General features: G+C 53.9%; 26 protein-coding genes. 14 read left to right on the forward strand and 12 right to left on the reverse strand.

The window, feature by feature from the left end:
• Position 1: 1 nt before the first annotated feature.
• From G0Q06_RS03155 to G0Q06_RS03170, 4 genes are all read right to left on the reverse strand, one after another.
• Positions 2 to 1,084 carry a succinylglutamate desuccinylase/aspartoacylase family protein gene (locus G0Q06_RS03155; protein ID WP_163962379.1) on the reverse strand — a complete coding sequence of 361 codons (1,083 nt, stop codon included), beginning with the start codon at positions 1,082 to 1,084 and terminating at the stop codon, positions 2 to 4.
• Positions 1,077 to 2,330: a RimK family alpha-L-glutamate ligase gene (locus tag G0Q06_RS03160; RefSeq protein WP_163962381.1), complete on the reverse strand. Its 1,254-nt coding sequence runs from the start codon at positions 2,328 to 2,330 to the stop codon at positions 1,077 to 1,079. The genes G0Q06_RS03155 and G0Q06_RS03160 overlap by 8 nt, the downstream gene beginning before the upstream one ends.
• Positions 2,331 to 2,370: 40 nt before the next feature.
• Entirely contained in the window at positions 2,371 to 2,874 is a 504-nt protein-coding gene (locus G0Q06_RS03165) for an ATP-dependent zinc protease family protein (RefSeq protein WP_163962383.1), read from the reverse strand.
• Between the two features lie 81 nt (positions 2,875 to 2,955).
• Positions 2,956 to 3,366 (reverse strand): VOC family protein, encoded by a 411-nt coding sequence (locus G0Q06_RS03170; RefSeq protein WP_163962385.1) that lies wholly within the window; start codon positions 3,364 to 3,366, stop codon positions 2,956 to 2,958.
• A gap of 113 nt (positions 3,367 to 3,479) precedes the next feature.
• Here G0Q06_RS03170 and G0Q06_RS03175 point away from each other — a divergent pair, with 113 nt between their 5' ends.
• Positions 3,480 to 3,659, forward strand: coding sequence for a hypothetical protein (locus tag G0Q06_RS03175; RefSeq protein WP_163962387.1), 180 nt, complete (start codon positions 3,480 to 3,482; stop codon positions 3,657 to 3,659).
• A gap of 2 nt (positions 3,660 to 3,661) precedes the next feature.
• Positions 3,662 to 4,168 carry a hypothetical protein gene (locus tag G0Q06_RS03180; protein WP_163962389.1) on the forward strand — a complete coding sequence of 169 codons (507 nt, stop codon included), beginning with the start codon at positions 3,662 to 3,664 and terminating at the stop codon, positions 4,166 to 4,168.
• A gap of 53 nt (positions 4,169 to 4,221) precedes the next feature.
• Here the strand turns inward: G0Q06_RS03180 and G0Q06_RS03185 are convergent, their stop codons facing one another.
• The gene (locus tag G0Q06_RS03185; RefSeq protein WP_163962391.1) at positions 4,222 to 4,629 is read right to left on the reverse strand and encodes a PIN domain-containing protein; all 408 of its coding nucleotides are present in this window, start codon (positions 4,627 to 4,629) and stop codon (positions 4,222 to 4,224) included.
• Entirely contained in the window at positions 4,626 to 4,850 is a 225-nt protein-coding gene (locus G0Q06_RS03190; protein ID WP_163962393.1) for an antitoxin, read from the reverse strand. Before G0Q06_RS03190 ends, G0Q06_RS03185 begins: the two co-directional genes overlap by 4 nt.
• Positions 4,851 to 5,009: 159 nt before the next feature.
• Between G0Q06_RS03190 and G0Q06_RS03195 the strand changes: the two genes are divergently transcribed.
• Positions 5,010 to 6,074 carry an SMP-30/gluconolactonase/LRE family protein gene (locus tag G0Q06_RS03195; protein ID WP_163962395.1) on the forward strand — a complete coding sequence of 355 codons (1,065 nt, stop codon included), beginning with the start codon at positions 5,010 to 5,012 and terminating at the stop codon, positions 6,072 to 6,074.
• Complete coding sequence (locus G0Q06_RS03200; protein ID WP_163962397.1) at positions 6,075 to 7,064, forward strand: 50S ribosomal protein L11 methyltransferase; 990 nt, start codon at positions 6,075 to 6,077, stop codon at positions 7,062 to 7,064.
• A 7-nt stretch (positions 7,065 to 7,071) separates the two neighbouring features.
• Here the strand turns inward: G0Q06_RS03200 and G0Q06_RS03205 are convergent, their stop codons facing one another.
• Positions 7,072 to 7,563, reverse strand: a complete 492-nt coding sequence (locus G0Q06_RS03205; protein ID WP_163962398.1) for a hypothetical protein — start codon at positions 7,561 to 7,563, stop codon at positions 7,072 to 7,074.
• Between the two features lie 111 nt (positions 7,564 to 7,674).
• Here G0Q06_RS03205 and ahr point away from each other — a divergent pair, with 111 nt between their 5' ends.
• Positions 7,675 to 8,679: an NADPH-dependent aldehyde reductase Ahr gene (gene ahr / locus G0Q06_RS03210; protein WP_163962400.1), complete on the forward strand. Its 1,005-nt coding sequence runs from the start codon at positions 7,675 to 7,677 to the stop codon at positions 8,677 to 8,679.
• 15 nt (positions 8,680 to 8,694) lie between these two features.
• Here ahr and G0Q06_RS03215 read toward each other — a convergent pair whose 3' ends face one another.
• A complete protein-coding gene (locus G0Q06_RS03215; RefSeq protein ID WP_163962402.1) occupies positions 8,695 to 10,431 on the reverse strand; it encodes a family 16 glycosylhydrolase in 1,737 nt (578 codons plus the stop codon).
• A 155-nt stretch (positions 10,432 to 10,586) separates the two neighbouring features.
• On the opposite strand from G0Q06_RS03215, the gene G0Q06_RS03220 reads away from it, so the two are divergent.
• The 3 genes from G0Q06_RS03220 (at position 10,587) to G0Q06_RS03230 (ending at position 13,840) form a co-directional block, all read left to right on the forward strand.
• The gene (locus G0Q06_RS03220; protein WP_238710236.1) at positions 10,587 to 11,120 is read left to right on the forward strand and encodes a GyrI-like domain-containing protein; all 534 of its coding nucleotides are present in this window, start codon (positions 10,587 to 10,589) and stop codon (positions 11,118 to 11,120) included.
• A gap of 104 nt (positions 11,121 to 11,224) precedes the next feature.
• A complete protein-coding gene (locus tag G0Q06_RS03225; RefSeq protein ID WP_163962406.1) occupies positions 11,225 to 12,997 on the forward strand; it encodes an SLC13 family permease in 1,773 nt (590 codons plus the stop codon).
• Positions 12,998 to 13,033: 36 nt separating this feature from the next.
• Positions 13,034 to 13,840, forward strand: a complete 807-nt coding sequence (locus tag G0Q06_RS03230; protein ID WP_163962408.1) for an SDR family NAD(P)-dependent oxidoreductase — start codon at positions 13,034 to 13,036, stop codon at positions 13,838 to 13,840.
• A 49-nt stretch (positions 13,841 to 13,889) separates the two neighbouring features.
• On the opposite strand, the gene G0Q06_RS03235 is transcribed toward G0Q06_RS03230, so the two are convergent.
• The 3 genes from G0Q06_RS03235 to G0Q06_RS03245 all read right to left on the reverse strand — a co-directional run bounded on the left by G0Q06_RS03235 (position 13,890) and on the right by G0Q06_RS03245 (position 15,041).
• Positions 13,890 to 14,411, reverse strand: a complete 522-nt coding sequence (locus G0Q06_RS03235; RefSeq protein ID WP_163962410.1) for a hypothetical protein — start codon at positions 14,409 to 14,411, stop codon at positions 13,890 to 13,892.
• Positions 14,412 to 14,482: 71 nt separating this feature from the next.
• Positions 14,483 to 14,839: a hypothetical protein gene (locus G0Q06_RS03240; RefSeq protein ID WP_163962412.1), complete on the reverse strand. Its 357-nt coding sequence runs from the start codon at positions 14,837 to 14,839 to the stop codon at positions 14,483 to 14,485.
• Positions 14,763 to 15,041, reverse strand: a complete 279-nt coding sequence (locus tag G0Q06_RS03245; RefSeq protein WP_163962414.1) for a BrnT family toxin — start codon at positions 15,039 to 15,041, stop codon at positions 14,763 to 14,765. The genes G0Q06_RS03240 and G0Q06_RS03245 overlap by 77 nt, the downstream gene beginning before the upstream one ends.
• A gap of 241 nt (positions 15,042 to 15,282) precedes the next feature.
• Here G0Q06_RS03245 and G0Q06_RS03250 point away from each other — a divergent pair, with 241 nt between their 5' ends.
• The 5 genes from G0Q06_RS03250 to G0Q06_RS03270 all read left to right on the forward strand — a co-directional run bounded on the left by G0Q06_RS03250 (position 15,283) and on the right by G0Q06_RS03270 (position 19,099).
• Positions 15,283 to 15,699, forward strand: a complete 417-nt coding sequence (locus G0Q06_RS03250; RefSeq protein ID WP_163962416.1) for a YchJ family protein — start codon at positions 15,283 to 15,285, stop codon at positions 15,697 to 15,699.
• Positions 15,696 to 15,953 (forward strand): GIY-YIG nuclease family protein, encoded by a 258-nt coding sequence (locus G0Q06_RS03255; protein ID WP_163962419.1) that lies wholly within the window; start codon positions 15,696 to 15,698, stop codon positions 15,951 to 15,953. The genes G0Q06_RS03250 and G0Q06_RS03255 overlap by 4 nt, the downstream gene beginning before the upstream one ends.
• 415 nt (positions 15,954 to 16,368) lie before the next feature.
• The gene (locus G0Q06_RS03260) at positions 16,369 to 17,295 is read left to right on the forward strand and encodes a ParA family protein (RefSeq protein ID WP_163962421.1); all 927 of its coding nucleotides are present in this window, start codon (positions 16,369 to 16,371) and stop codon (positions 17,293 to 17,295) included.
• Positions 17,296 to 17,299: 4 nt separating this feature from the next.
• Complete coding sequence (locus G0Q06_RS03265) at positions 17,300 to 18,256, forward strand: hypothetical protein (RefSeq protein ID WP_163962422.1); 957 nt, start codon at positions 17,300 to 17,302, stop codon at positions 18,254 to 18,256.
• A 24-nt stretch (positions 18,257 to 18,280) separates the two neighbouring features.
• Positions 18,281 to 19,099, forward strand: a complete 819-nt coding sequence (locus G0Q06_RS03270; protein WP_163962424.1) for a hypothetical protein — start codon at positions 18,281 to 18,283, stop codon at positions 19,097 to 19,099.
• A 26-nt stretch (positions 19,100 to 19,125) separates the two neighbouring features.
• Here the strand turns inward: G0Q06_RS03270 and G0Q06_RS03275 are convergent, their stop codons facing one another.
• Entirely contained in the window at positions 19,126 to 20,271 is a 1,146-nt protein-coding gene (locus tag G0Q06_RS03275; protein WP_163962426.1) for a XylR family transcriptional regulator, read from the reverse strand.
• A 112-nt stretch (positions 20,272 to 20,383) separates the two neighbouring features.
• On the opposite strand from G0Q06_RS03275, the gene galK reads away from it, so the two are divergent.
• Positions 20,384 to 21,565, forward strand: coding sequence for a galactokinase (gene galK / locus G0Q06_RS03280; protein ID WP_163962428.1), 1,182 nt, complete (start codon positions 20,384 to 20,386; stop codon positions 21,563 to 21,565).
• The last annotated feature ends 3 nt before the right edge of the window (positions 21,566 to 21,568 follow it).

Consider the following 21,568-nt stretch of genomic DNA (forward strand, 5'->3'; position numbering starts at 1 on the left):
TCTACTCCGAATCCGGGTGATCCACAACAAGGACATTCGAGGCCAGCTGGTTGGAGACCCGATGGCCCAGTCCCGTGCTGCCTGAGCGAAGCTGCTGCAGGTCTTTGAGGCGGGTGCCTTCGGGGACCATGCCCAGATTGCATATGGGCTCTCCCGGACTTACCGCGGGCAAGCTGGTCATACCAATGACAACTGCATCAAATGGTGCGTGCAGCGTGTTGCGCTTGTCTCCAAGGAGGGTTGTGTTGGTGGCAAGCGGTTGATCCTTTTCAATCAATTCCCCCGGCTGAACGTGAAATTGGAGAAAGCCGCCTTTTTCCGCCCGGATCCATTTGGATTTCTCTATAATGACCTGGTAGATGGGCTTCTGGATTTCCCCATCAAGCATTTCCAGATGTCGGAGAACATTCCTGATCCCGCGAGTCGCCGACTCGACAATACCCGGCTCAACCTTCCAGACCTCGCCACCCTCCATGATAATGGTTGGACATCCGGCGCGGCAGGCTTCGCGTCGGAGCGCTTTCTCCGGTCCTTTGCCGTTGATGATAATTTCGGCCCCGAAAGCTTCTGCCAGTTGTCGGACCTGTTGTCTGCTAAGATCACCGCGTACATTTGGGTAATTGGTTCGCCGGATGGATGCCGTATGGATATCGATCCCATAATCACTTCGTGCGACTATCTCATCGAAAATCAAATGTGCCATTCGGCCGGCGAGGCTACCGCCTTCCGAACCGGGAAAGGAGCGATTGAGGTCGCGGCGATCCGGCAGGTAGCGGGAATGCCTGTCAAAAGCGAGTATGTTGAGAACAGGGATCATGATGACGGATCCGCGTGTCAGTTGGAACGCCTCATCTTGAATCAATTGCCGCACAGCACCCGTGCCATTGATCTCGTCCCCGTGCAGGGCAGCCGTGACAAAAACAACCGGACCGGGTTCCTTCGCCCGTTTCACATGGATGGGAATACGCACCGTCATACTGCTGTAGCTCTCGCTGACAGGGAGATCGATATTGCGCGATTCGCCCGGGAGGATCTTCTCCCCAAACCACTCGTCGACTGGTTTCTTAACTCTCTGATCAGGCATGGCTCTTCTCGTCGTCTTCCTGGTGCGGATTAATTATAGCTGGCTCAGAGTGGTCGGCATGGATCTCCGATTCAGGAAGATCCTGGACTGCAGGACGCCGTTTGCGGCGCGTATTGCGCGGGACAAGGTCCCGCATCAGCTCCAGTTTGCCGAAACACAGAAGTCGGTCTCCGGGTTCCAGGATCCGCTCGGAACGCGGGTTTGGAATAACGGTGGTTCCGCGGTACAGGGTGAGGACATTGATATCCTTTTCGCGCAACCCCGATTCACTGATGGATTTCCCGAGATATGTAGAGCCTGTCGGTATGTGGATTTCCGCTACACCGTATCCGCGGCTCACGGTGAGTCGCTGACGAATGTCGATTTCAGGAAAGTCTACCTGCGCAGCAATATAATCGATAACAGCACCGGCAATATCCAGTTGCGTGCATTGTTCAATTCCCTCCAGTCCGGGGGACGAGTTGACCTCGACTACCTGTGGCCCGTCTTTCCCTTCAAGAAGATCCACACCGGCAATCCTGAGTCCCATGATCTGGGCTGCACGTATCGCGGTCCGGCAGTATTCCTCATTCAATTCCACTTGTTCAGTGAGGCCGCCCCGGTGTACATTACTTCGAAATTCCTGACCCTGTGCGACACGCCGCATGGCCCCGACCACCTGATCCCCGACGACGAAGGCACGGATATCCTTACCCTTGCTCTCTGCGACAAATTTTTGGATAAGAACGTTTTGCTTTTGGCTTTGCAGCAATTCAATGATTCCCTCAGCGGCCTTGACGGATTCGGCAAGAAGGACACCAATCCCCTGGGTTCCCTCCAGAAGCTTGATGATAACGGGTGCCCCGCCGACTCGCTTGATCGCGGGAAGAACATCTTTCTTGTCCCGGACGAAGGTCGTCTTGGGAATCCCCACGTGATGGCGGCTCAGCACCTGCAGGCTGCGCAATTTATCGCGTGAAGTGGCAATTCCCGCCGCGGAATTGGCACAGAATACATCCATCTGCTCGAATTGGCGAACAACGGCCATCCCGAAATAGGTGATGGATGCTCCAATCCTCGGAAGGACCGCATCGTAATTTGAGAGAAGCTTTTGCCGATAATAGAGATCGGGTTCGCCCTGCTCGAGATCAATGGCAAATTTGATCGTGTTGAGGACTTTGACCTTGTGGCCGCGTGCTTCGGCCGCTTCCCGCAGTCGGCGAGTACTGTAGCATTTTGGACCGCATGAGAGGATGGCAAGTTTCATATGTTTGTTCTTCTGGAATTTAAAATGTAGCGAAAATTCGTTACGCCTTTTTAGATTTTACTTTGCGCTTTGGTTTTCCTGCAAAATAGGATTTGCCCGGGTCAACGAGGAACCGCCCCCGAATGGCCTCCCGTCCAAGGAGCATCCGGAAACCCATCTCATCCCGGCTGGCGAGGGTTAGTTCAATGGGTCGGGTAATGCCAAACAGTTCGATATTGGTAATGATGACCGGCCTCAGGCTGGCCTTTCCGCTGGAGCTCCGGACGGAGCGGTACTCAAGCACCTTTGCCTCAACCTCAACCGATTTGAGGCTTTTACGCTGAACGGGGTGGATCTGGAAACGCACCCATTCGCGGCCGCCCCTCTTAAAGGAATGGATATCAAAGGCGTGCAAAGACGAGGACCTTGCCCCGGTGTCCACTTTGACCTTGATCCACTTGACTCCGAACTCCGGAAGGGCAATCCATTCGCGCCAGCCGATGACCGGCAAGGCCGGGCGCTGCTTCTCGGAACTGGGTGGTTTTGGGTTAGATTTGGAGCGCATACTCTATTGGACGAGTAAATGCGGATTCAAGCCGCTGTCCAATGTTATCGCTCAAATTGCGGAGTTGTTCTGGATGTCTAATCAGCCCTGGCCCTCAAGTTCCCCCTGAAGTCCCTCGTTGATGGGTTCCCAGAGCTCGATCTTGTTGCCTTCAGGGTCCATGATATGGGCGAACTTGCCATAGGGAAAGGATTGCATCTCTCCCACAACCTCGACGCCTTCAGCCTTCAAGACCGGCAGAAGCCCTTCGAGATTCTCCACCCGGTAATTGAACATATAAGGTTTTTCCGATGGCTCGAAATAATCCGTATCTGCCTTGAAAGGGGCCCATTGCAGGAGAGTCTCCTTTTCGGGCTCATCGTATTCACGCCCCTGAAAGAGCGAGCCATACTCATTCACCTTGAACCCCAGGTGCTCCTTGTACCAGGCGTTGATGGCCTTGGGATCCTTGCATTTGAAAAATATTCCTCCGATACCAATGACACGCTTCATGCCTTGAGTTTATTACCACTTGCAAGAAGTGTTTCAAGTGATTAGTTCTCTTACCCAAGTTCACGTACCGGTCTACGGTAGCAGGGCTCAAATCCAGAATGGAGATAAATGAAATGAATGATTCAAAGGATTCAAATGACAAGAGCACATGGGCCATTGGCGGAGGAGTCCTTCTCGGAGTTGGTGTAGGCTTTTTCTTTCTACAGCAATCTCCGCTGGTCTTTGTCGGCTGCATCATTGCCGGATTGGGTATTGGCCTGATGATGACCGCCCTGCTTTCGAAAGTACGCTGAGGATGAAGTGGGAGAAACTAAACAACTGGATCCAGATCATCGGCATGCTCGGGGTGATCGGTTCCCTGGTCTTTGTCGGTCTTCAGTTGAAACAGTCGCAGGAGATTGCCATTGCCGCGCAGTACCAGGCACGGCTTGAGTCCGCCAGCAGTCATTATACATCCATCCTGCAAAGTAATCCGGCCCTGCATGCCATTGGGACAGACATTCTGAGCGATATGCTTGCGGATCCAAGCATCCCGGAGGATCTCAAGGCATGGGCTTCTGCTCAACCCGTCGAAGAACTGGCTGTTCGCCTTATCGGGGCCATCATTGCCCTTAAAAGTCACGATAACGTCTACTTCCAGTACCAGTCCGGATTTATCGACCAGGAGTCATGGGATGCCCTGTGTACACAGCTGAAAATCGGACTCGATGATCAACGCACCTGGATGAAAAGCATCTATCTGGAGAACCCAATGGTCTGGCGCGAATCCTACCGTGAACTAATCGAGGAATTGATCGAGTAGGGCAGGCAGCCATTCGAGAGTCATAGACTTTCGCACCGTGTGTCAGTGGATATCTATTTGTCCATCCAGCTTTCCACGCTCAGGTCGCTTATGCGGCTGAAATCGCGCAGGTTGCCAGTCACAAGCGTCAGCCCGGCTTCAAGGGCAGTTGCCGCAATGAGCGTGTCCATTTGGCCGATGGGCTGGCCTTTTCCTTCAAGTTGAAATCGGATCTTTGCGGCCACTTCAGCAGTCTCATCCGTGAAAGGGATCTCATGCAGGAGGCTCAGAAACACGCTGACCTTTTTTGCTTCAGACTTCCGACGTTTTGACGAGCACCGCATCACGCCGAAATGCAATTCATAGCGGGTAATCGAGGAAACTGCGAGGTCGGCCGGGGAGAGCTGTCTCGCCCGTGCGGTTGCAGTCGCATCACCCCGCAACAAGGCAACGCAGGTGTCTGTGTCCAGCAGGTACTTCATCCTGAAAAGTCGCGGTGATCCCCCTGTTCCGGGCGATTGAAGTCCGGATCAGTTATCCGGATTTTCCGGAAAAAATCCTTGGGCCATTCCTCCGGTATGTGCGGCTCCACGAGCCAGCGGTTGCCTACGCGCTCAATCGTGACTTCGCCCTCCTTGGCCCCGAATTTTCGCGGGATGCGCAGGGCCATGGAATTGCCCGATTTGAAAACCTTCGTTCGCATGTATATACAGTTTATACTTTTCGGAGTAAAGTCAACATCGAGTTAAAATGAATCAGGTGGATGAACCAACGAATAAATCCGGTCAAAAATGACGACTGTGAGCGATCCGAATTTGGTTGATGCTCTGGGTTGTCTGCTGGATTATCCAACAACAAAATCATGAAGTTATTCATTCTGACCTTTCTAGCCGGATCATTTTTGATGCTGGCCGGCTGCAATCCGAGCGACCAGGATACGACTCCCTTGCCTCACTGGACATTTTCCCCGGAGATGGTCTTTCCGGCGGACCAGTCCCTGAACCGCTGTGAAGACGGTGTGGTGCTGGCGGACGGTCGCTTGATCGTGACTGACCAGACAAGCGGATTGCGCCTGGTGAATGCGGATGGAACAAGCCGGCCCTTTGGGAAGTTTGCGGAGGCGGGCTACGTCCACAATCCGCCCGAAGTGGAAGGCTGCGTCAACGGCAGCTCACTCACGCCGGATGGAAGGCATATGCTTGTCGCTGATGTCTTCCGGGGTGGCATTTATCAAGTGGAAATTGCCACCGAGGAAACGGAGCGAGTCTACCAGCATACCTTTGGTGTGAATACGGCCCGCTTGGACAGCAAGGGCGGGATCTGGTTCTCCCAGTCGACAGAGAATCTTCCCAACGAGGGGAAAATGGGGCTGTTTCGCACTGTTGATGTGCGCAAGCCCGATGGCGCGGTCTTCTATGTTCCACCAGCTGGGGCTGACGGGCAGCGTGAGGCGGTCAAGGTCGTGGACGGATTATACTTCGCCAACGGACTGGCCCTTGATGAGGAGAACGGGTTTCTCTATGTCGCCGAATGCATGGGAAGCAAAGTCTTGCGCTTGCGGATCGATGTCGCGACCGGTCAAGTCACTGAGAAGACGGTCGCGACCGAGATCAATATTCCTGACAATCTTGAACTGGATGGTGAGGGGCGCCTCTGGATTGCCTCTCCGATGCTGACCGGAATTTTTGTGTACGATCCGGCTACGGGAGTGACTGAAAATGTATTTAGAATTTCATCACCTGAGAGCGAAGCATTGATCGAGGAGGCGAACCAGCGCATTGCAGATGGCACACCATGGCTCGATCTTATGATTCCGGAGCTTTGGAGCCCGGCTCCCGGTCTTGTCACAGGAATGATTCTCTCGCCGGATGGCGGACCGGTTTACGTTTCAAATCTTGGCAAGGCCCTGATTCGTCTGGAGCGCTAAATGGAGAAGGACAGCTACGCGGAGGATAACCGTCACGTCTTCTCCCAGTATTCAGAACAGGAACGGATGCTGGCGGACCAGCCCCGGATGGATTTCTATCATGAAATGATCCGGCGGAAGATCCGAGCAGGAGACCGTGTCGTGGACCTCGGTACGGGAACCGGCATCCTGGCGGCCTTCGCCTCGTGGCAGGGAGCCTCCAAGGTGTATGCCCTTGATCATTCGACGATCATTGAGGATGCACGCCTTTTGGCCAAGCAGAACAAGATCGGGAATGTGGAGTTTCTCGATATGCACAGCCGGGATTTTTCCGTGGATGAACCGGTTGACGCGATCATTCATGAACAGATGGGAGACGGCCTTTTCGATGAGGACATGGTCGCGAACGTTGTTGATCTGCGTGACCGAATTCTCAAGAAGGACGGGCAAGTCTGGCCGGCGCGCTTTGAGTTCTATTGTGAGCCTGTCCAACTCAGCGGGCATGGAAGGGTCCCTTTTATTTGGGAATTGAACGTGAAGGGATTTGATTTTCAGGCGCTTGATCAGTTCCGTCCGGAGAATCCGGAGTACTACCAGTTTTCCATGAGCGATACCTCGCTCGTCAGCCACTTCCTGTGCGAACCAACGCCGCTCATGACAATTGACTTGAACACGCTCCGTCGCAGCGATTTGCCGATGGAATGGAGCATGGGCTTGCCGGTTGTTAAAGCCGGGCGGATGGACGGCTACGCGGTCTACTTCAAGGCACTGGTCGACGACGACCTTATTCTGTCGACAAACCCGCTTGATAAGGGTCGAGCCCCGCATTGGGGATTCACGATCCTACGGACTGAGCAAATGGCAGTTAAGCCGGGTGAAGTAATCGAGATGACAATCGGCGCCGACAAAGGCTGGCCGAACCGCGATTCCTGGCGCTGGGAGCAAACCCTCTACACCGCTGAGCAATACCGTGATTGCATGTACGAGGGTGAGGACGACTTAACGGAGTAGGGTGGAGCTATTCGGTTTCTTCCTCGGACGCTGTCTCAATCACTTCATCACCTTCCTCGATCACGTGGATGGCAATTCCACGGACAATCTTGTATGTTGTCGCTGTCGAAGTACCGGCTCCGACTGAGACACCCGAATTGCCGGAATAATTACCCGTTCCAACCCCGATTGAGATGCCCCCGCCCTCGGCATTGGTGATCTCGGTGACAAGAATGCCATTGGCCCCAAGCTTGGCGGCCTGTTCCTTCAAGCGTGCAATGGCTGCATCAATCTTTCCCTGGTCGGAAAATTCCATCGATCGCTTGCTGTTCGCTTCCAAGAGGGCAATTTCCCCGTAGGTTTTGGGTGCAGTCTGGTAGACCTTGACAGTATCGGTCTCGATTGCCTCACGCGTCTCGCCTGTCACCACGCTGGATGATGTGGCACACCCGCTGATGATGAGGGAAAGGAAGAGACCGATGAGAGGAAGGCCGTCGGAGGAAGTGATTTTTTTCTTCATGGGAAAAGGTGTTTTTGACGCCCCATGGTATACAGGAAAAGTCGCTTGCTTCACAAGGGGAAATTGTCGGTGCGGCATTGCCAATCCAGGTGAAAAGGATTTAATAGGGGCATGATTAACGCATACGCCGCATCCGAGCCGAAAGGCGAATTGAAACCCTTTTCCTATGATCCGGGACCTCTCGGTGAGCATGAAGTCGAGATAGACGTCGAATACTGTGGCATTTGCCATTCGGACCTTTCGATGATCAACAACGAGTGGGGAATGAGCCAGTATCCGCTTGTCCCGGGGCATGAGGTGGCCGGGCGCATTGCCGCGACTGGATCGCATGTGGCCCATTTAAAAAAGGGCGACTGGGTCGGACTTGGCTGGCATTCGGGCTATTGCCAGACCTGTGAATCCTGCTCCACCGGCGACCAGAATTTGTGCAGTACGGCGGAGGGTACGATTGTTGGACGGCATGGCGGGTTTGCGGACAAGGTGCGCGCGGATGCCACGAGCGTCGTTGCCCTGCCGGAGGGAATCCATCCCGCAACCGCGGGGCCGCTATTTTGCGGCGGTATCACCGTATTCAATCCACTCGTGCAGTATGGTGTGAAACCGACTGACAAGGTTGCGGTTATCGGCATCGGCGGCCTGGGCCACATTGCCCTCAAGTTTCTCAATGCGTGGGGCTGCGAAGTGACCGCGTTCTCCTCAAGTGAGAGCAAGGCCGATGAGGTCCGTGAGATGGGTGCCCATCATGTGATCAATTCGCGCGACCCGAAGGCCATTGAGGCGGCAGCTGGTCGGTTTGACCTCATCCTCTCCACGGTGAATGTGAAGCTGGACTGGAATCTCTACATTTCCACCTTGCGGCCAAAGGGCCGACTGCACTTTGTCGGCGCGACCCTTGAGCCACTCGATATTGGGGTCTTCGGACTGATCATGGCTCAGCGTTCCATCTCCGGTTCGCCGGTGGGCAGCCCGGCCACGATTGCCAAGATGCTCGAGTTTGCCGCGCAACACGGGATTGAGCCGATCGTGGAAACTTTCCCCATGTCAAAAGTGAATGAGGCACTTGCTCATCTGGAGAGCGGCAAGGCACGGTACCGAATTGTGCTCAAGCGCGAATAGCAATATTCCCCAAGGCTATTTCGCCACGTAGGTCCATGCACCGCTTGCGGTGACATGGTCTTCGGGAAGGTAAATCCATGTTGAGAGGGCATGGCTCCAGATCCATGGTGCTTCTTTGATGTAAATCCATCCCAGCCAATCGCCGGTATCGACATTCGAACCGTCTGTGGATGTCCAGTTGGCCCAAGTCGTGACCTTCTCCACTGTAGCGGAAAGGTTGGAAAAGGTGATCGAGCCGGTTGAATCCTTCGGGGTTCTGATTGCAAAACCGGTGAGGACGCCGCTGACAGGGCCAGCCTCAAGCGTGGTCGAAAGGTTAAAATCACCGCTCACCGAATCAATTGCTACTGAGACAGATGCGGGAAGGGGAGCTCCATTGGAATCGTAAACGAAAATAACTGCTTCCGTAGTGACAGTTTCATCACTTCTCAAGGAACTTGCTGTACCTTGAAAATGCACGATATCACCGGGCGAGAAGTCCAGAAAGAATCCTTCAATCCTTGGCTTGAGTTCGGTGTCCTGGAAGAGCAGGTTGGAAGTTCTCGCGCTGCTTCTCGTTCCCTCATGGTGATTGAAGGTGATGTTTGTGCCGCTTGTCGTGTCCACATAGGCTGATATATCCGACGCTCCCCGCCACGATTGAAGGATGGCGATCTGCTCGCCCGTATCCGAGAATAGACTTGTCTGCATCAGCCAGGGAGAGATCCCGGTGGAAAAGTCCGTGTTGAATATCAGTTCATTCCTGTTCTCCAGAGTTGATAACGACCTTTTCGGATGACTCCCCCCGTCGACCTCTTCCTTGTCCGTGAAGCCGTCACCGTCTGTGTCCGACAGATATGGATTTGTTTTGAGATTGGCCTCTTCGAGATCGCTGAGTCCGTCATTATCGTCATCCGGATCAACCGCATCCGGTAATTCATCCAAGTCGTTGTTGAGACTTGGCGTGTCACCCAAATCGTACACCCGCACATAGTCGACCTCCATCCGCTGCGGCCAGATGTCCGGATCGATTCCCTGCGAACCTCCCCAATCTCCACCGACCGCCAGGTTGAGGATCAGGTAGAAAGGCTGATCGAAAGGCCAGTCCTCCCAGCCGGTCTGGGGATTCTCATATGTGTAATATTCAACCCCATCGACAAACCATTTGATTTCGCTGGGACTCCATTCGACTGCATAGTCGTGAAAAGTCGTATCCACATTTTCGATGGTGGCCGTGTAGCCCACGCCACCTGCACCGGATGCATTGGCCATATGGGCGGTCCCGTGGACGGCATCCATTTCATGGCCGACATGTTCCATGATGTCGATTTCCCCACTTCTGGGCCAGCGCCCGTAAGCGTGTTTGGCGGTGAACATCCACAGCGCGGCCCATGTTCCCCGTCCGATTGGTAGCTTGGCCCGAATTTCAAATCGGCCATACTGCCATTCGCCTCGTCCCTGGGAAAAGAGCCTGCCTGAAGAGTAGGGGGCAGTCAGTCCGAAGCGGTTGACCGGGATGTCCTCCTTGTGCGCCTCAATGACCAGTACGCCGTTTTCCACCCGCGTATTTTCCATGCGCTCTCTCGTGTAGAACTGCAGCTCCCGGTTGTATCCCAAGCCGTCCTGGTATCCCCACTTTTCCGGATCCGGGAGTCCGTCCACCTCGAATTCATCAGACCAGATGAGAACAGGCTCGGCGAAGGATGTCGCACATACGGCAAGGCCGTGCACAATACATAAGGTCAGGAGGCGCGAGAGGGAATGATGAAGCATCTTTGAGGGAAGATTGACAGGCCGAAAGCCATGAGGGGTTAGATTATCCCTACTAATGGAGCCTATGTCTCTAGCTTTTTCAAGTGAATTGATAGGGGGGGGCTAGCAAAGTCGTGGTTGTTTTGCAAATTGATGAAACCTGAATAGCATGTTTCATGCGCTCTTCAGCCATTTTCTGCATTTTTCTCTTCACGATGTCACTTACTCACGCAGCCGACCAAGCCTTTGCCCGGACGGATCCCGGGGTTATCGAAGTCAAGACCCTCCCGGCAGGCCGCCTGCTGGTTTGCGAGGGCGAGGGTGACTATTTCAATCAATCGAACAGCTTGTTCAGGCCGCTTTTCCGTTACATCCAGTCGCACGACATTTCAATGACGACACCCGTCGAGGCGCGCATTGAGCCGGGGACAATGATTTTCTGGGTGGCCGCTGACCAGATCGAGAAAGCGGATGAAAGCAATGACGAGGTGCAGGTGATCGATGTTGAGGAGCGGACGGTGGCGGCAATCGGGAAGCGTGGTGGTTACTCCCAATCAAATTTCGAGGAGGCCCGGGCAGAGCTATTGCAGTGGATTGAAGAAAGGGAAGACCTTGAAATTGCGGGTGAACCCTACGCGGTATACTGGAATGGCCCTTTTGTTCCCGGTCCCTTCAAGAAGTTTGAAGTGCAGGTGGAAGTACGCCGATAAGAGATTTTTGAAAATGGGACCAGCCCCTGGTTTGTACGAAGTCTTTTTCCTTTAGAATAATCCCTTTGACCCGGGTCTCGCCGTTTGGCTAGGTATCGGCTGCCATGACTTTTGAAATCTGGGTAGTCTTTCTGATTCTCGCTCTTGCGGTCGTGGCCTTTGTGACTGAGCGCGTCCGGCACGACCTGATCGGGTTGCTTGTCATGGTCTTGCTCGGGTTGACAAATGTCCTTCAGCCAGACGACCTCCTCCACGGCTTTGGCAATCGAGCCGTAGTGACGATCGGGGCCATGTTTGTCCTGAGTGCCGCGCTGACACGCACCGGGATGGTTTCCGCTCTGAGTGGCAAATTAGCGGACTATTCCCGGGGCAACCCCATGCGTTTCCTTGTTTTCTCGTTGGTCACTGTTTGTGTGATGTCAGCCTTCATCAACAACACGCCGGTGGTTCTTGTCTTCATCCCCGCTGTCCTGACGGTCAGTGCAAAAGTCGGGATGAGCCCCTCAAAGTTTCTCATGCCGATTTCCTTTGCCTCAATGCTTGGCGGGAGTTGCACCCTGATTGGTACCTCCTCCAACATTCTTGTCTCCTCCATTTCAGACGGCCTTGGACAGGGCGCAATCGGCATGTTTGAATTCTCGCAGGTTGGCATCGTGATCGTCTTTGCCGGAATGGGTTACCTGCTCTTTCTGTCCTTCCGCCTGTTACCGGATCGCGTGACGATCGCTTCTTCGGCCAATCCGGAAGCTGCCAAGAAATATGTCACGCAGGTGCAGCTGGCCCGGGAATCAAATTTAATCGGGAAAACACTGGGCGAGACACCTTTTGGCAAATCACGCGTGTCTGTAGTCGAGCTGATCCGTGGTGAGCAGATCAGCCGCCTTGGGCGCGACACGCCCCTTGAATTGGGGGACATCCTACTCGTTCGTGGAGACTTGAATGAAATTCTTGAACTCGACCGGCAGCACTCGGTAACCATCACGCCCGGTCTGAAACCGGAGGTAGGGGACTTTAAGCGTGTCGAAATGACCTTGTTCGAGCTCATGATCGCGCCTGATTCCAACTTGATCGGACAGCGTTGCAGCGCCATCGGCTTCCGCCAGGAATATGAAGTATCGATCTTCGCGATCCAGCGGCGTGGCCGCCATCATCAGAGGGAGATTGGCGAGATTGAACTGAAATTGGGTGATATCCTGCTTGTCCGGGGTTCTATTGAGGAAGCATCCCGTTTGCGGGACAGCAATGAATTCATCCTTCTTGAAGGCGTGCACGAGGAGCGCGAGGAACGGCATAAGGCCCCCATTGCCATTGCGACGATTGCCACGATCATCCTGCTGGCCTCCCTCGGAGTCTTTCCGATCAGTGTCTTGTCGCTGGGTGGTGTCGCCGTTGTCCTGCTTGCGAAACTATTGACACCGCGTGAGGTCTACCGGGCTGTGGATTGGCCAGTGCTGGTGCTCATTGCTGGCATGATTGCCCTTGGCGATGCCATGGGCCAGACCGGAGCCCTCGACCTTATCGCCAGCCAACTTGTCTCCGCGGTTGGTTCCCTTGGGCCCCATGCCACACTGTGGATATTCTACATCATGACTGGCGGGCTCAGCCTCTTGATTTTAAACAAGCCGGCAGCCGCCTTGATGGCCCCGTTGGCGGTCATCCTTGCCCAGCAACTGAATGTTGATCCGAAACCCTTTGTCATGGCGGTGGCCTTTGCTGCCTCCACGGCGATGGCAACCCCCATGGGCTATCAGACGAATCTTCTTGTCTACGGGCCCGGTGGATATGCTTTCAAGGACTTCATTCGCTTTGGTCTTCCGCTGAATCTTTTGGTCGGCGTGATTGCTTGTTTTCTTATCCCTTGGGTCTGGCCGTTTTAAGGGGATTTTCCCGAGGTTTCGTGTATAGTATCTGCCATGACAAATAATGAGAGTGAAAGATTTTTGAGCGGTCAGGTGGCCGTGGTCACAGGAGGTGGCCGTGGGATTGGCCGTGAAATTGCAAGACAGTTGGCCGCTGTGGGAGCCCGTGTCGTTGTGACTGCCAGGACACTTTCCCAACTGGAGGAAACCCGCGAATTGATCGCTTCCGAGGGAGGTCTCTGCTCAACCGTCCAGATGGATGTTCTCGACGAGGTCAGTGTGTCCACCGCCTTTCGCGAGATTCTGGAAGTGAACGGTCATGTAGACCTGCTGGTAAACAATGCCGGAATCTCCGGCAAGTCGGGTGCGCCATGGGAATTGGACACAGAGGATTGGTGGCGCACTATGGAAGTGAATCTCCGCGGTCCTTACCTGTGTTCCAAGGTGGTGATTCCAGATATGATCGAGCGCAAGCGGGGCCGAATCATCATGGTAGGCAGCAACATGGCCTTCTGGCCCTATCCCGTGGCCTCCGCCTACAGCTGCAGCAAGGCGGGATTGGTCCGTCTGGGTGACAACCTCGCTGTCGCTCTAAAGGAACACGGGATCGCAGTCTTTACCATCAGTCCGGGTCTGGTCCGGACCGAAATGACCAAGGATATTCCGGAGGAATTTGTTGCCGATGCTGAATGGACTCCCATTGAGAAGCCCGCTGAGCTTTGCGTTGCTCTCGCTTCCGGCAAGGCGGATGCCCTGACCGGCCGCTATATCCATTCATCCGAACATGATCTCGACGAGCTCATTGCCCGCGCCGAGGAAATCGAGGGTAAAAATCTCCAGACGATGCGGCTGGTCGAGTAGGGGGAATCCGAGCTGCTTTTTAGCTCAGTAGAGTGGTGAAGCCTGTCATTTAACGGATATAGGTATCCCTTTCCCCAAAGAGATCAGGGTCGTCTGAATGTGCATGGACGGCTTCCATCAATTTCTCCGTGGAAGTAATGTCCGGGCTGATGATTTCTGGATCAAACGATGAAACAACGAGTTTCCCCTCCTCGATGGTGTACTGGACGACCATATAGAGCTTTCCATTTTCCTCCGCCTCTGTCTCGGAATGTCGAGTTTCATCATAGTCCGCCAGAACCTTCATTTGCACGCAGGGGATATCGTTGATGAGGATCGGATAAGCGCGAAAGTAAATCGGATCGCGGCCATGGGCAACAACCAGATATTCCCCTTCGTCGAATGCATAGATCGATATCTGATCGGGATTGCGGCCGACTTCACCGTGCTCGTTTAGCTTGGTCCATGTACCAAGGACAGATTCATCAATGGGAAGCCCCATCGGGTCGGACAGAGCGACTTCATATTCGCAGCCTGCCGTGAGCAGGACAACTGCCAGCAGGCTGGCTTGGAGTGTGCTGGGTGGCTTCATTGCAACTTAGATTTTTAACAGCCCGAGGTCGCGGTGTAAAGGGATTTGGTGTTGGGGAATTGGCGGGCTGGTCAATTTTCCGCCATGCTCTCGATCAGCTCAGCAAGAGTCTGATGGCGAGCCTTGGCCTTGGATTTCAAACGGGCATGTGCCTCTGGTTTAAGACGGATCGTGTATTGCCGGCGGCCGGTTGGTTTGCGCCCGGCGCCGGGGCGTCGTCCACCGTGTCCGACCTTTGTGTTTGACCAGTCAATGAAGGCGTCAATTTCGTCCGAGCCCTCGTCAAAGAGTCGGTCGAATTCCTTCAGGGAAATGGTCTGCTTTCCGTCCAGACTGCTGACAAAGCCACGCTTAAGGGTGATGGTTGTGCCATCGGGCAGTTTCTTTCTGACGGGCGCGGCGGACCGAAATGATGCGGATGACTTCATGACGATAGGTGATGATGGCGCTCCAGAATTTGTTGTTGATAGGACCTGTTACCATGAAGCGCCGTTCCATGGCATAGGGTAAACTGTTCTCCACAAACACACCCTCCCACAGGTGCTGGGCCTCTTTAAAGTCGATGCCGTGTCGAGCCAGGTTGGATACGCTTCTCACGGGGTCGTATTTGGATTTCTTGAAATTAGACATTGCGGAATCAAGATGCGCTGTCAAGGCCCCGAAGCCTGTCGTGATGATTTATTGGGGTGCTACGGTGACAAGTCGTTCAATTGCCCGATTTCAGGTATCTGGCCCAATCTGATTCAACCATGTGCCGTTATCATTGGATCAGAGGACCTCAGGCATTTAGCCTGGCCCTCGATGGTTGGATTCCCTGATGCGGGATTCAGGCTTTTCTCCATCAGATGAGGTGCCTACTGTTCTTCGGGAAATGACAGACGGAATAAAATTGTGCGCCTGTGCGAGCGGATTGGCGTATGCGGATTGTTGCAGGAGCTATCACTTAGGGGTATCCAAAGCGCCGACTGCGCTGGCCTTGATGCGGTCACGTTACTGCGCTTATGTCATTGGGGAAATTGATTACCTCGTTCAGACCACTCTTCCCGCAGCCCGGAAAGCTGATTTGAGGGATTCCTACAAGTCGACTTATGATTCCATTAATTGGATCGGATTGGAAGTGGTCACAACCTGGCTGGGTGGAGAGAATGACAAGATCGGGAAAGTTGAATTCCGCGCATTCTATATACAGGACGGCCAGCGTTCCACTCATCATGAGGTATCACGTTTTCGCCGAAGCAAGGGCCTTTGGTTTTATGTCGATGGTCAGGTGGAAGATTCCCGGCAATGAAGTGGAGTGTCTACATTGTTCGTTGTGCGGATAACTCCCTTTATACGGGCGTTGCTATCGATGTGGAGCGCCGGTTCACGGAGCATCAATCGCAAGGGCCCAAAGCCGCTAAATATGTCCGGGGGCGTGCGCCGCTGAAACTGGTGTATACCCAAGCTCTCGGAACACGGTCAGAGGCCATGGCAGAAGAGTGGCGGATTAAACAATTGAGCAAGCTGGATAAGGAAAAACTCATCCGTAGGCAGATAAATTAAGGGATAAATTAAGGGACAGGAAAGTAGTCGCCCAGCCTGCTGGTCTTGGACAAGCCCTTGGTCATGGCAGTGGCATTTGCCGCGTCAGTGCCTGTTTTCCAATTTGATCGCCGGGATATTTATAGGCACATGCTGTCAAAAGACATTTACATTCCCAATAGGGCCGTCAATCCGGGCATCGGTGGAAGAATTACCGTCAATTAGGAACAATCTGTTACCAAACCGGCTAAGCATGCCGGAAAATAGAGTTTTTTCCATGTGCCGGGAACCTGCTGGCGGCGAAGAGCAACAATACCCCGATTGTTCCATGGGCCCCAATTGATAAAAATTTATGAATAACTGAGGTATCCGGAAAAACATGATGCTCTGCCGCCTTAAATGCCTTTGTCTGAAGTGACACAGGAGAATACTACTTATGGCTAGAAAAATTGCGTTTATTAATTACAAAGGCGGCGTCGGCAAAACCAGTTGCATTGTCAACATTGCGGCCAGCCTTGCGAACAGCGGCAAACGGGTCCTTCTGGTGGACCTCGACGCCCAGTCAAATACCAGCATCTGGTTGATGCGGGTCGAGCGGTGGAATGAATTGAACACGACCGGCCAGGGGTCCGTCTATTCAATCTTCCAACCGGGTGAGCAAACCCTCAAGGACATTGTCGTCAAGGATGTGGTTGAGGAACGCGGCGGGGAAAAGATCCTTCCCGGATTGGACCTGCTCCCGACCACTTTTGACCTGATTGACCTTGAGCACGAATACACTCCACCGGAAGGTGAACCCGTGTTTGTGCGATTCTGGGAACAGCTTCAGCAGATGGAAGCGGATTATGACTATATCCTTTTTGACTGCCCGCCGAATGTCTTGCGTGCCTCCCAGTGTGGCCTGTTTTGCGCCAACGAAGTGATCGTACCAGCCAACCCGGATGCCCTGAGCTTGATCGGCTTCACTCTGTTGACGGGCAAACTGGTCCAGTTCAACGAGCGCTCCGCCGGCTTCCGTAGCGTGGGCATGGGCAACCCGGCGATGATCAACGGGATCATCTTCAATAGCATCAAGGCGATGACTGACATCGAGGTGCCGAAGATGCGCATGCAGTTCCGTATTAATCAATTCCGGAACCAGAAGAAGATTTCGCCGAAGACCCGCATCTTTAATTCCATGATCCGGGATGCGATTGTTGTCCGTCGTGCGGTCACTCTTGGACTGCCGGTCCTTTGTATTGGAAATGCCATTGGGACGGAGGGAGTCGTGGATGACTACGAGAATCTTACCCGTGAAATCGAATCCCTGGCCGGGCTGGCTGTTGCCCCGGTCAATCAGTTAAACCACGCCGAAACTGCTTAATCCGATGAACACAACAACAATGGAATCTGGACAAAAAGTACCTTTTACCGCTGAAGAATGGGACAAGCTACGCTTTCTGTTCCAAGACTCGGTGATGGCAAAAACCAACCTGTGCAAGCTTGCCCAGAACATGGGCGCGAAATGGCCTATCCGGGGCAAGAACGAGACCCCGGGCAAGTATACCGGCCATACCCTGGATAGTTTGCTTGAGATGACCGAGTTCTACGGTAAGGAAAACCGCCTTCCGCTGCTTTACTCGATTCTCAAGGAAACGCAGTCCCTTGACGATCCGTTCTCGGACATGGTCAATCATTTGGACAAGGTTGCTCACATGGAAAGTGACGCCACATCGGCATTAAAGCAGATGGAGGTTCCCCTGGACTTCCCCGTCGAGCTGGCCAACTTCACCCGCGAGACCCTTTCCCTCTGCCGCTCAGAAGGTATTCATACAATCAGCCAATTTGTTGAGTTTGCACAAAAGAGCGCCAAATCGGTTATCATCAGCGGGGATTATCGCCTGTTGCTGAATGCGCTGACGCAACAGGACAAGAAGGTCCTCAAGGTGTTTCTTCCCATCCGGGAAGATGAGCCGGGACTCTTTCTTGCTGAGGCGATTGGCCACATGGCACGCCAGTTGGGCGACAACAAGGCTGCTAGTCTGCTCGAAGCGTATCAAATTTCCACTACACGAGCATCGTGGCAGAATGCCACGCCGCTCGCCAAGCAGGAGGTTCAAGGCCTGATTGGTGAATTAAAACTGGCGGTAAAGAAGCGCATGGACCTCATGCCGGATGAAGCACAGCAATTGCGACATGCTGTGAATTCCGGAGAGGCCGCTCGCGTACGCTTCTTTGTCTCCCTGCGTGATCCTGATATTGAAAGCTTGTCCATCGCGATTGCCCTTGCGGCACTCGATGTGAAGCCCAAGTCAAAGGGCTTGCTCGGACGCTTTCTTAACTGACGCCAACTCCTTATCCCTATAAACATGTCTACTACAGCAGCAAAATCCAATCCTCCCGAATTCGTTGATTTCCCGGATCCGCGTCCTGCAGCGCAAAAAAAGCAGATGAATCCCAATGCCGGGCTTTCAATTGATGCCATTCTTCAGCGCACGCATCCGACCAAGCGCCCTGGGAACAGTCTGATTGATCTTGGGGTGGAAGAGTGCTTCGCCTCCCTTGAGGCGGAAGAGGATGCCTTGCGCAATCGTGAGCGTGAGGTGGCCAAGCTTCGGGCAGAGGCCGACGAGCGGGTTCGTGCAGTACGCGAGACGGAGATCCTCCTCGATGCCAGGGAAAGGATATTGAATGACCGCGAGGCGGTTCTCGCCAAGCGCCTTGCGAGTACTTCAAAGGATGGAAGTATCGCCGCCCTCGACGAGTCGCTCAAGGAAACACGACACGCACTCGGTGAAGCCAACGAGGTGATTATTGAGAAGGATCAGGTCATTGCCGCTCTTCGCAAGGAAATGGAAGAACTGAAATCAGCTGCTCCAGTTGCTGCGCCTTCCGCCGATGCCGATCAGGATGGCCCGCTTTCCTACGATGATGTCACGCATAAGTCGCTTTCCGAGCAGGTCGCTTTCCTTCGCGAGCGCGAGGCCTTTATCGAGCAAAGCGAAAACACGCTTTTCGACAAGGCACAGACCCTTCAGGAGTGGGAGACACGCCTTCAGCAGGAGGAGCATGACCAGGACAATGCGCCAGAAGCGGATAACACATCCTCTGCACCCGCAAGGATTCAGCCGAATCCGGTTGCCGATACTTCCGATGGACCGATTGATTTTAAGCGCGCCGCGTATTAATTGTGTGACGCCAATTTGGATTGAGATTATCTTCCTGCCTCTTCCCTGAAACGGACCGGCGTTGTGCTGAGATGCTTCTTGAAGATGTAGTTCAGGTATTCCTGGTAATTGAAGCCGCTCCGCTCGGCAATCTCAGGAATGGATATCTTGGTGAAAGCCAGCATATCCCGGGCGCGCCTGAGCTTTACGGAAAGGATAATGTCACCGACGGTGCGTCCAAGCTGGTCCTTGAAACGACGCTGGAGCACACTGCGGGAAACACCGGCGGATTCCGCAACGTGATCAACGGAAATCCCGTTGCAGGCTTCCTGTCGGATGAATCGCATGGCCTTTACCAAGGCAGGATCACTCACGGCCATTGTATCGCTGGACCCACGCGTATAAAGGGAGAGGGGAGGCGTTTCCAGCAAGGTTTCACTTGTGCGTTCATCCGTGATGAGCGCATCGAGTAATCGTGCAGCCTCGTAACCAACCCGTGTGTGGTTCGGTTCAATACTGCTGAGCTGGGGCCGGCACAATTCGCAAAAGGACTGGTCATTATCAACGCCGACAATACTGATCTCCTCCGGTATTGAAATTCCACTACGCTCACAGGCTTTCATCGCGAGGGGTCCAAACTGGTCGCTGGCAACCAGCATGGCGCATGGTTTTGGAAGGCCCTCAACCCACGAGGCCACGTGATCAAGGTTCCGGTGCCAGTGTGCGGGTCCCTGGTGTCTCGGGTTGAGGTGACAAAGGCTCACTTGGCCATGTTCCTTTTCCAGACTTTGCCCAAAGGCTTCCTGACGCTCAAAGGACCATCGTTCAGAACTGAATCCCAGAAAGGCAAAGTGGCGGTGGCCATTGCCTATGAAATGTTCCGCAACCATTCGTCCGATTTTCCGGTCATCACATTTGACTAAGGGAAATGGGGATTTTTGGACATTTCCGAGAACGTCGACGATATGCGTATTTTTCGCTTTCAGGTTCTTCAAGATGGCGGGATCGGAAATGCGGGCGATGATGCCATCCCCATCCCAATCCACCAGTCCGGCGATGTCGGTTGCGCCCATGTATCCGGTGGGATGAAAGACGGACCAGTCGTCATGTTCCCTGATGTACTGGCTGATCCCGGCAAGGATATTCCGCCCCGAGGCAAGGGCGGTTTCGACTAGGATGGCAACGCGCTTCATGACCTGACCTGATTTATTAAAAATTAGGAAGAATATTATCTAATTTCCAAGTATAAGACTGTGATATGCTTATTCTAAAGCAAACAATAAATTTTACAAATTGACCGATTATATGAAAATACCTCAATCCGCTGAAGGCCTTATTGATAATGTAAGGGAACAATTCAAGATGAACTTCGGAGACGACGCTGAGATCGTCGCCTTCGCCCCTGGCCGGGTAAATGTGATCGGTGAGCACGTCGACTACAATGGCGGCTGGGTGCTGCCGGCGGCGATTGACCGCTTTCTTGTGATGGCGGTAAAGGCCCGATCGGGCAAGGAGGTACGCTTGGCCACGGCGACCTACGACGGCCGGGTGGAATTCACCCTTGATGAGATTGCCCCCGGCCGGTCCCGCGGTTGGGATCGTTATGTGCGTGGGGTTCTTGCCGGGATAATCGGGGCCGGGAATGACCTGACGGGATTTGATGCCTGTTTTGACAGCAATATTCCGATCGGCGGCGGCTTGAGCAGTAGTGCCGCCTTTGAAGCGGCCACCGGATTGGCTGCCTTGGCCCTTTGTGGTGGGGAAATGGACCGCTTTGAACTCGCCAAGTTGTGTCAGCATGCCGAGCATGAATATGCGGGTGTGCCATGTGGGATTATGGACCAGGCGGCAGTGCTCAACTGCAAGGCTGGTCATTTGCTTTTCCTCGACTGCGAGAACGAAACCTTCGAGCAGGCCCCATTCAAGGCAGACGGCTGGCGCCTGATGATCATCAATTCCGGAGTGGCCCATGAGCTCGCTGACGGCGAGTACGCAAAGCGCCGAAAAGCGTGTCATGATGCCGCGGAAATAATTGGAGTCTCCTCATTGCGACACATTGCCATTGAGGAACTGGACGCGACGCTTGCCAACGAGTCCTTGAATGAAGAGATGCGCAAGTGCGTGCGACACAACGTGACGGAGAACGACCGCACCCATAAGGCGGTGGCCGCCCTTGCCGCAGGGGACATCGAGGAGGCCGGCAAGCAAATGAACTTGAGTCATGCGTCCCTTCGAGATGACTATCGCGTGAGCTGCGACGAGTTGGATTATATCGCGGAAATCGCACAACCCCTTGAGGGTGTTGCGGGGTGCCGGATGACCGGCGGGGGATTTGGTGGCTCCTGCATTGCCCTTGTCAGGGAAGAAGTTGCTGAGAACGTGTCGACCCTGATTTCCACCGCCTTCAGCACACGCTTCAAACACGCACCGAAGATTTTCCTGACGACGCCTGAGACCTCAGCGCACGCCTTCAAGACGGGAGTCTGAAAA

Origin of the sequence: Oceanipulchritudo coccoides (assembly GCF_010500615.1) — a bacterium.
Lineage (GTDB): Bacteria > Verrucomicrobiota > Verrucomicrobiia > Opitutales > Oceanipulchritudinaceae > Oceanipulchritudo > Oceanipulchritudo coccoides.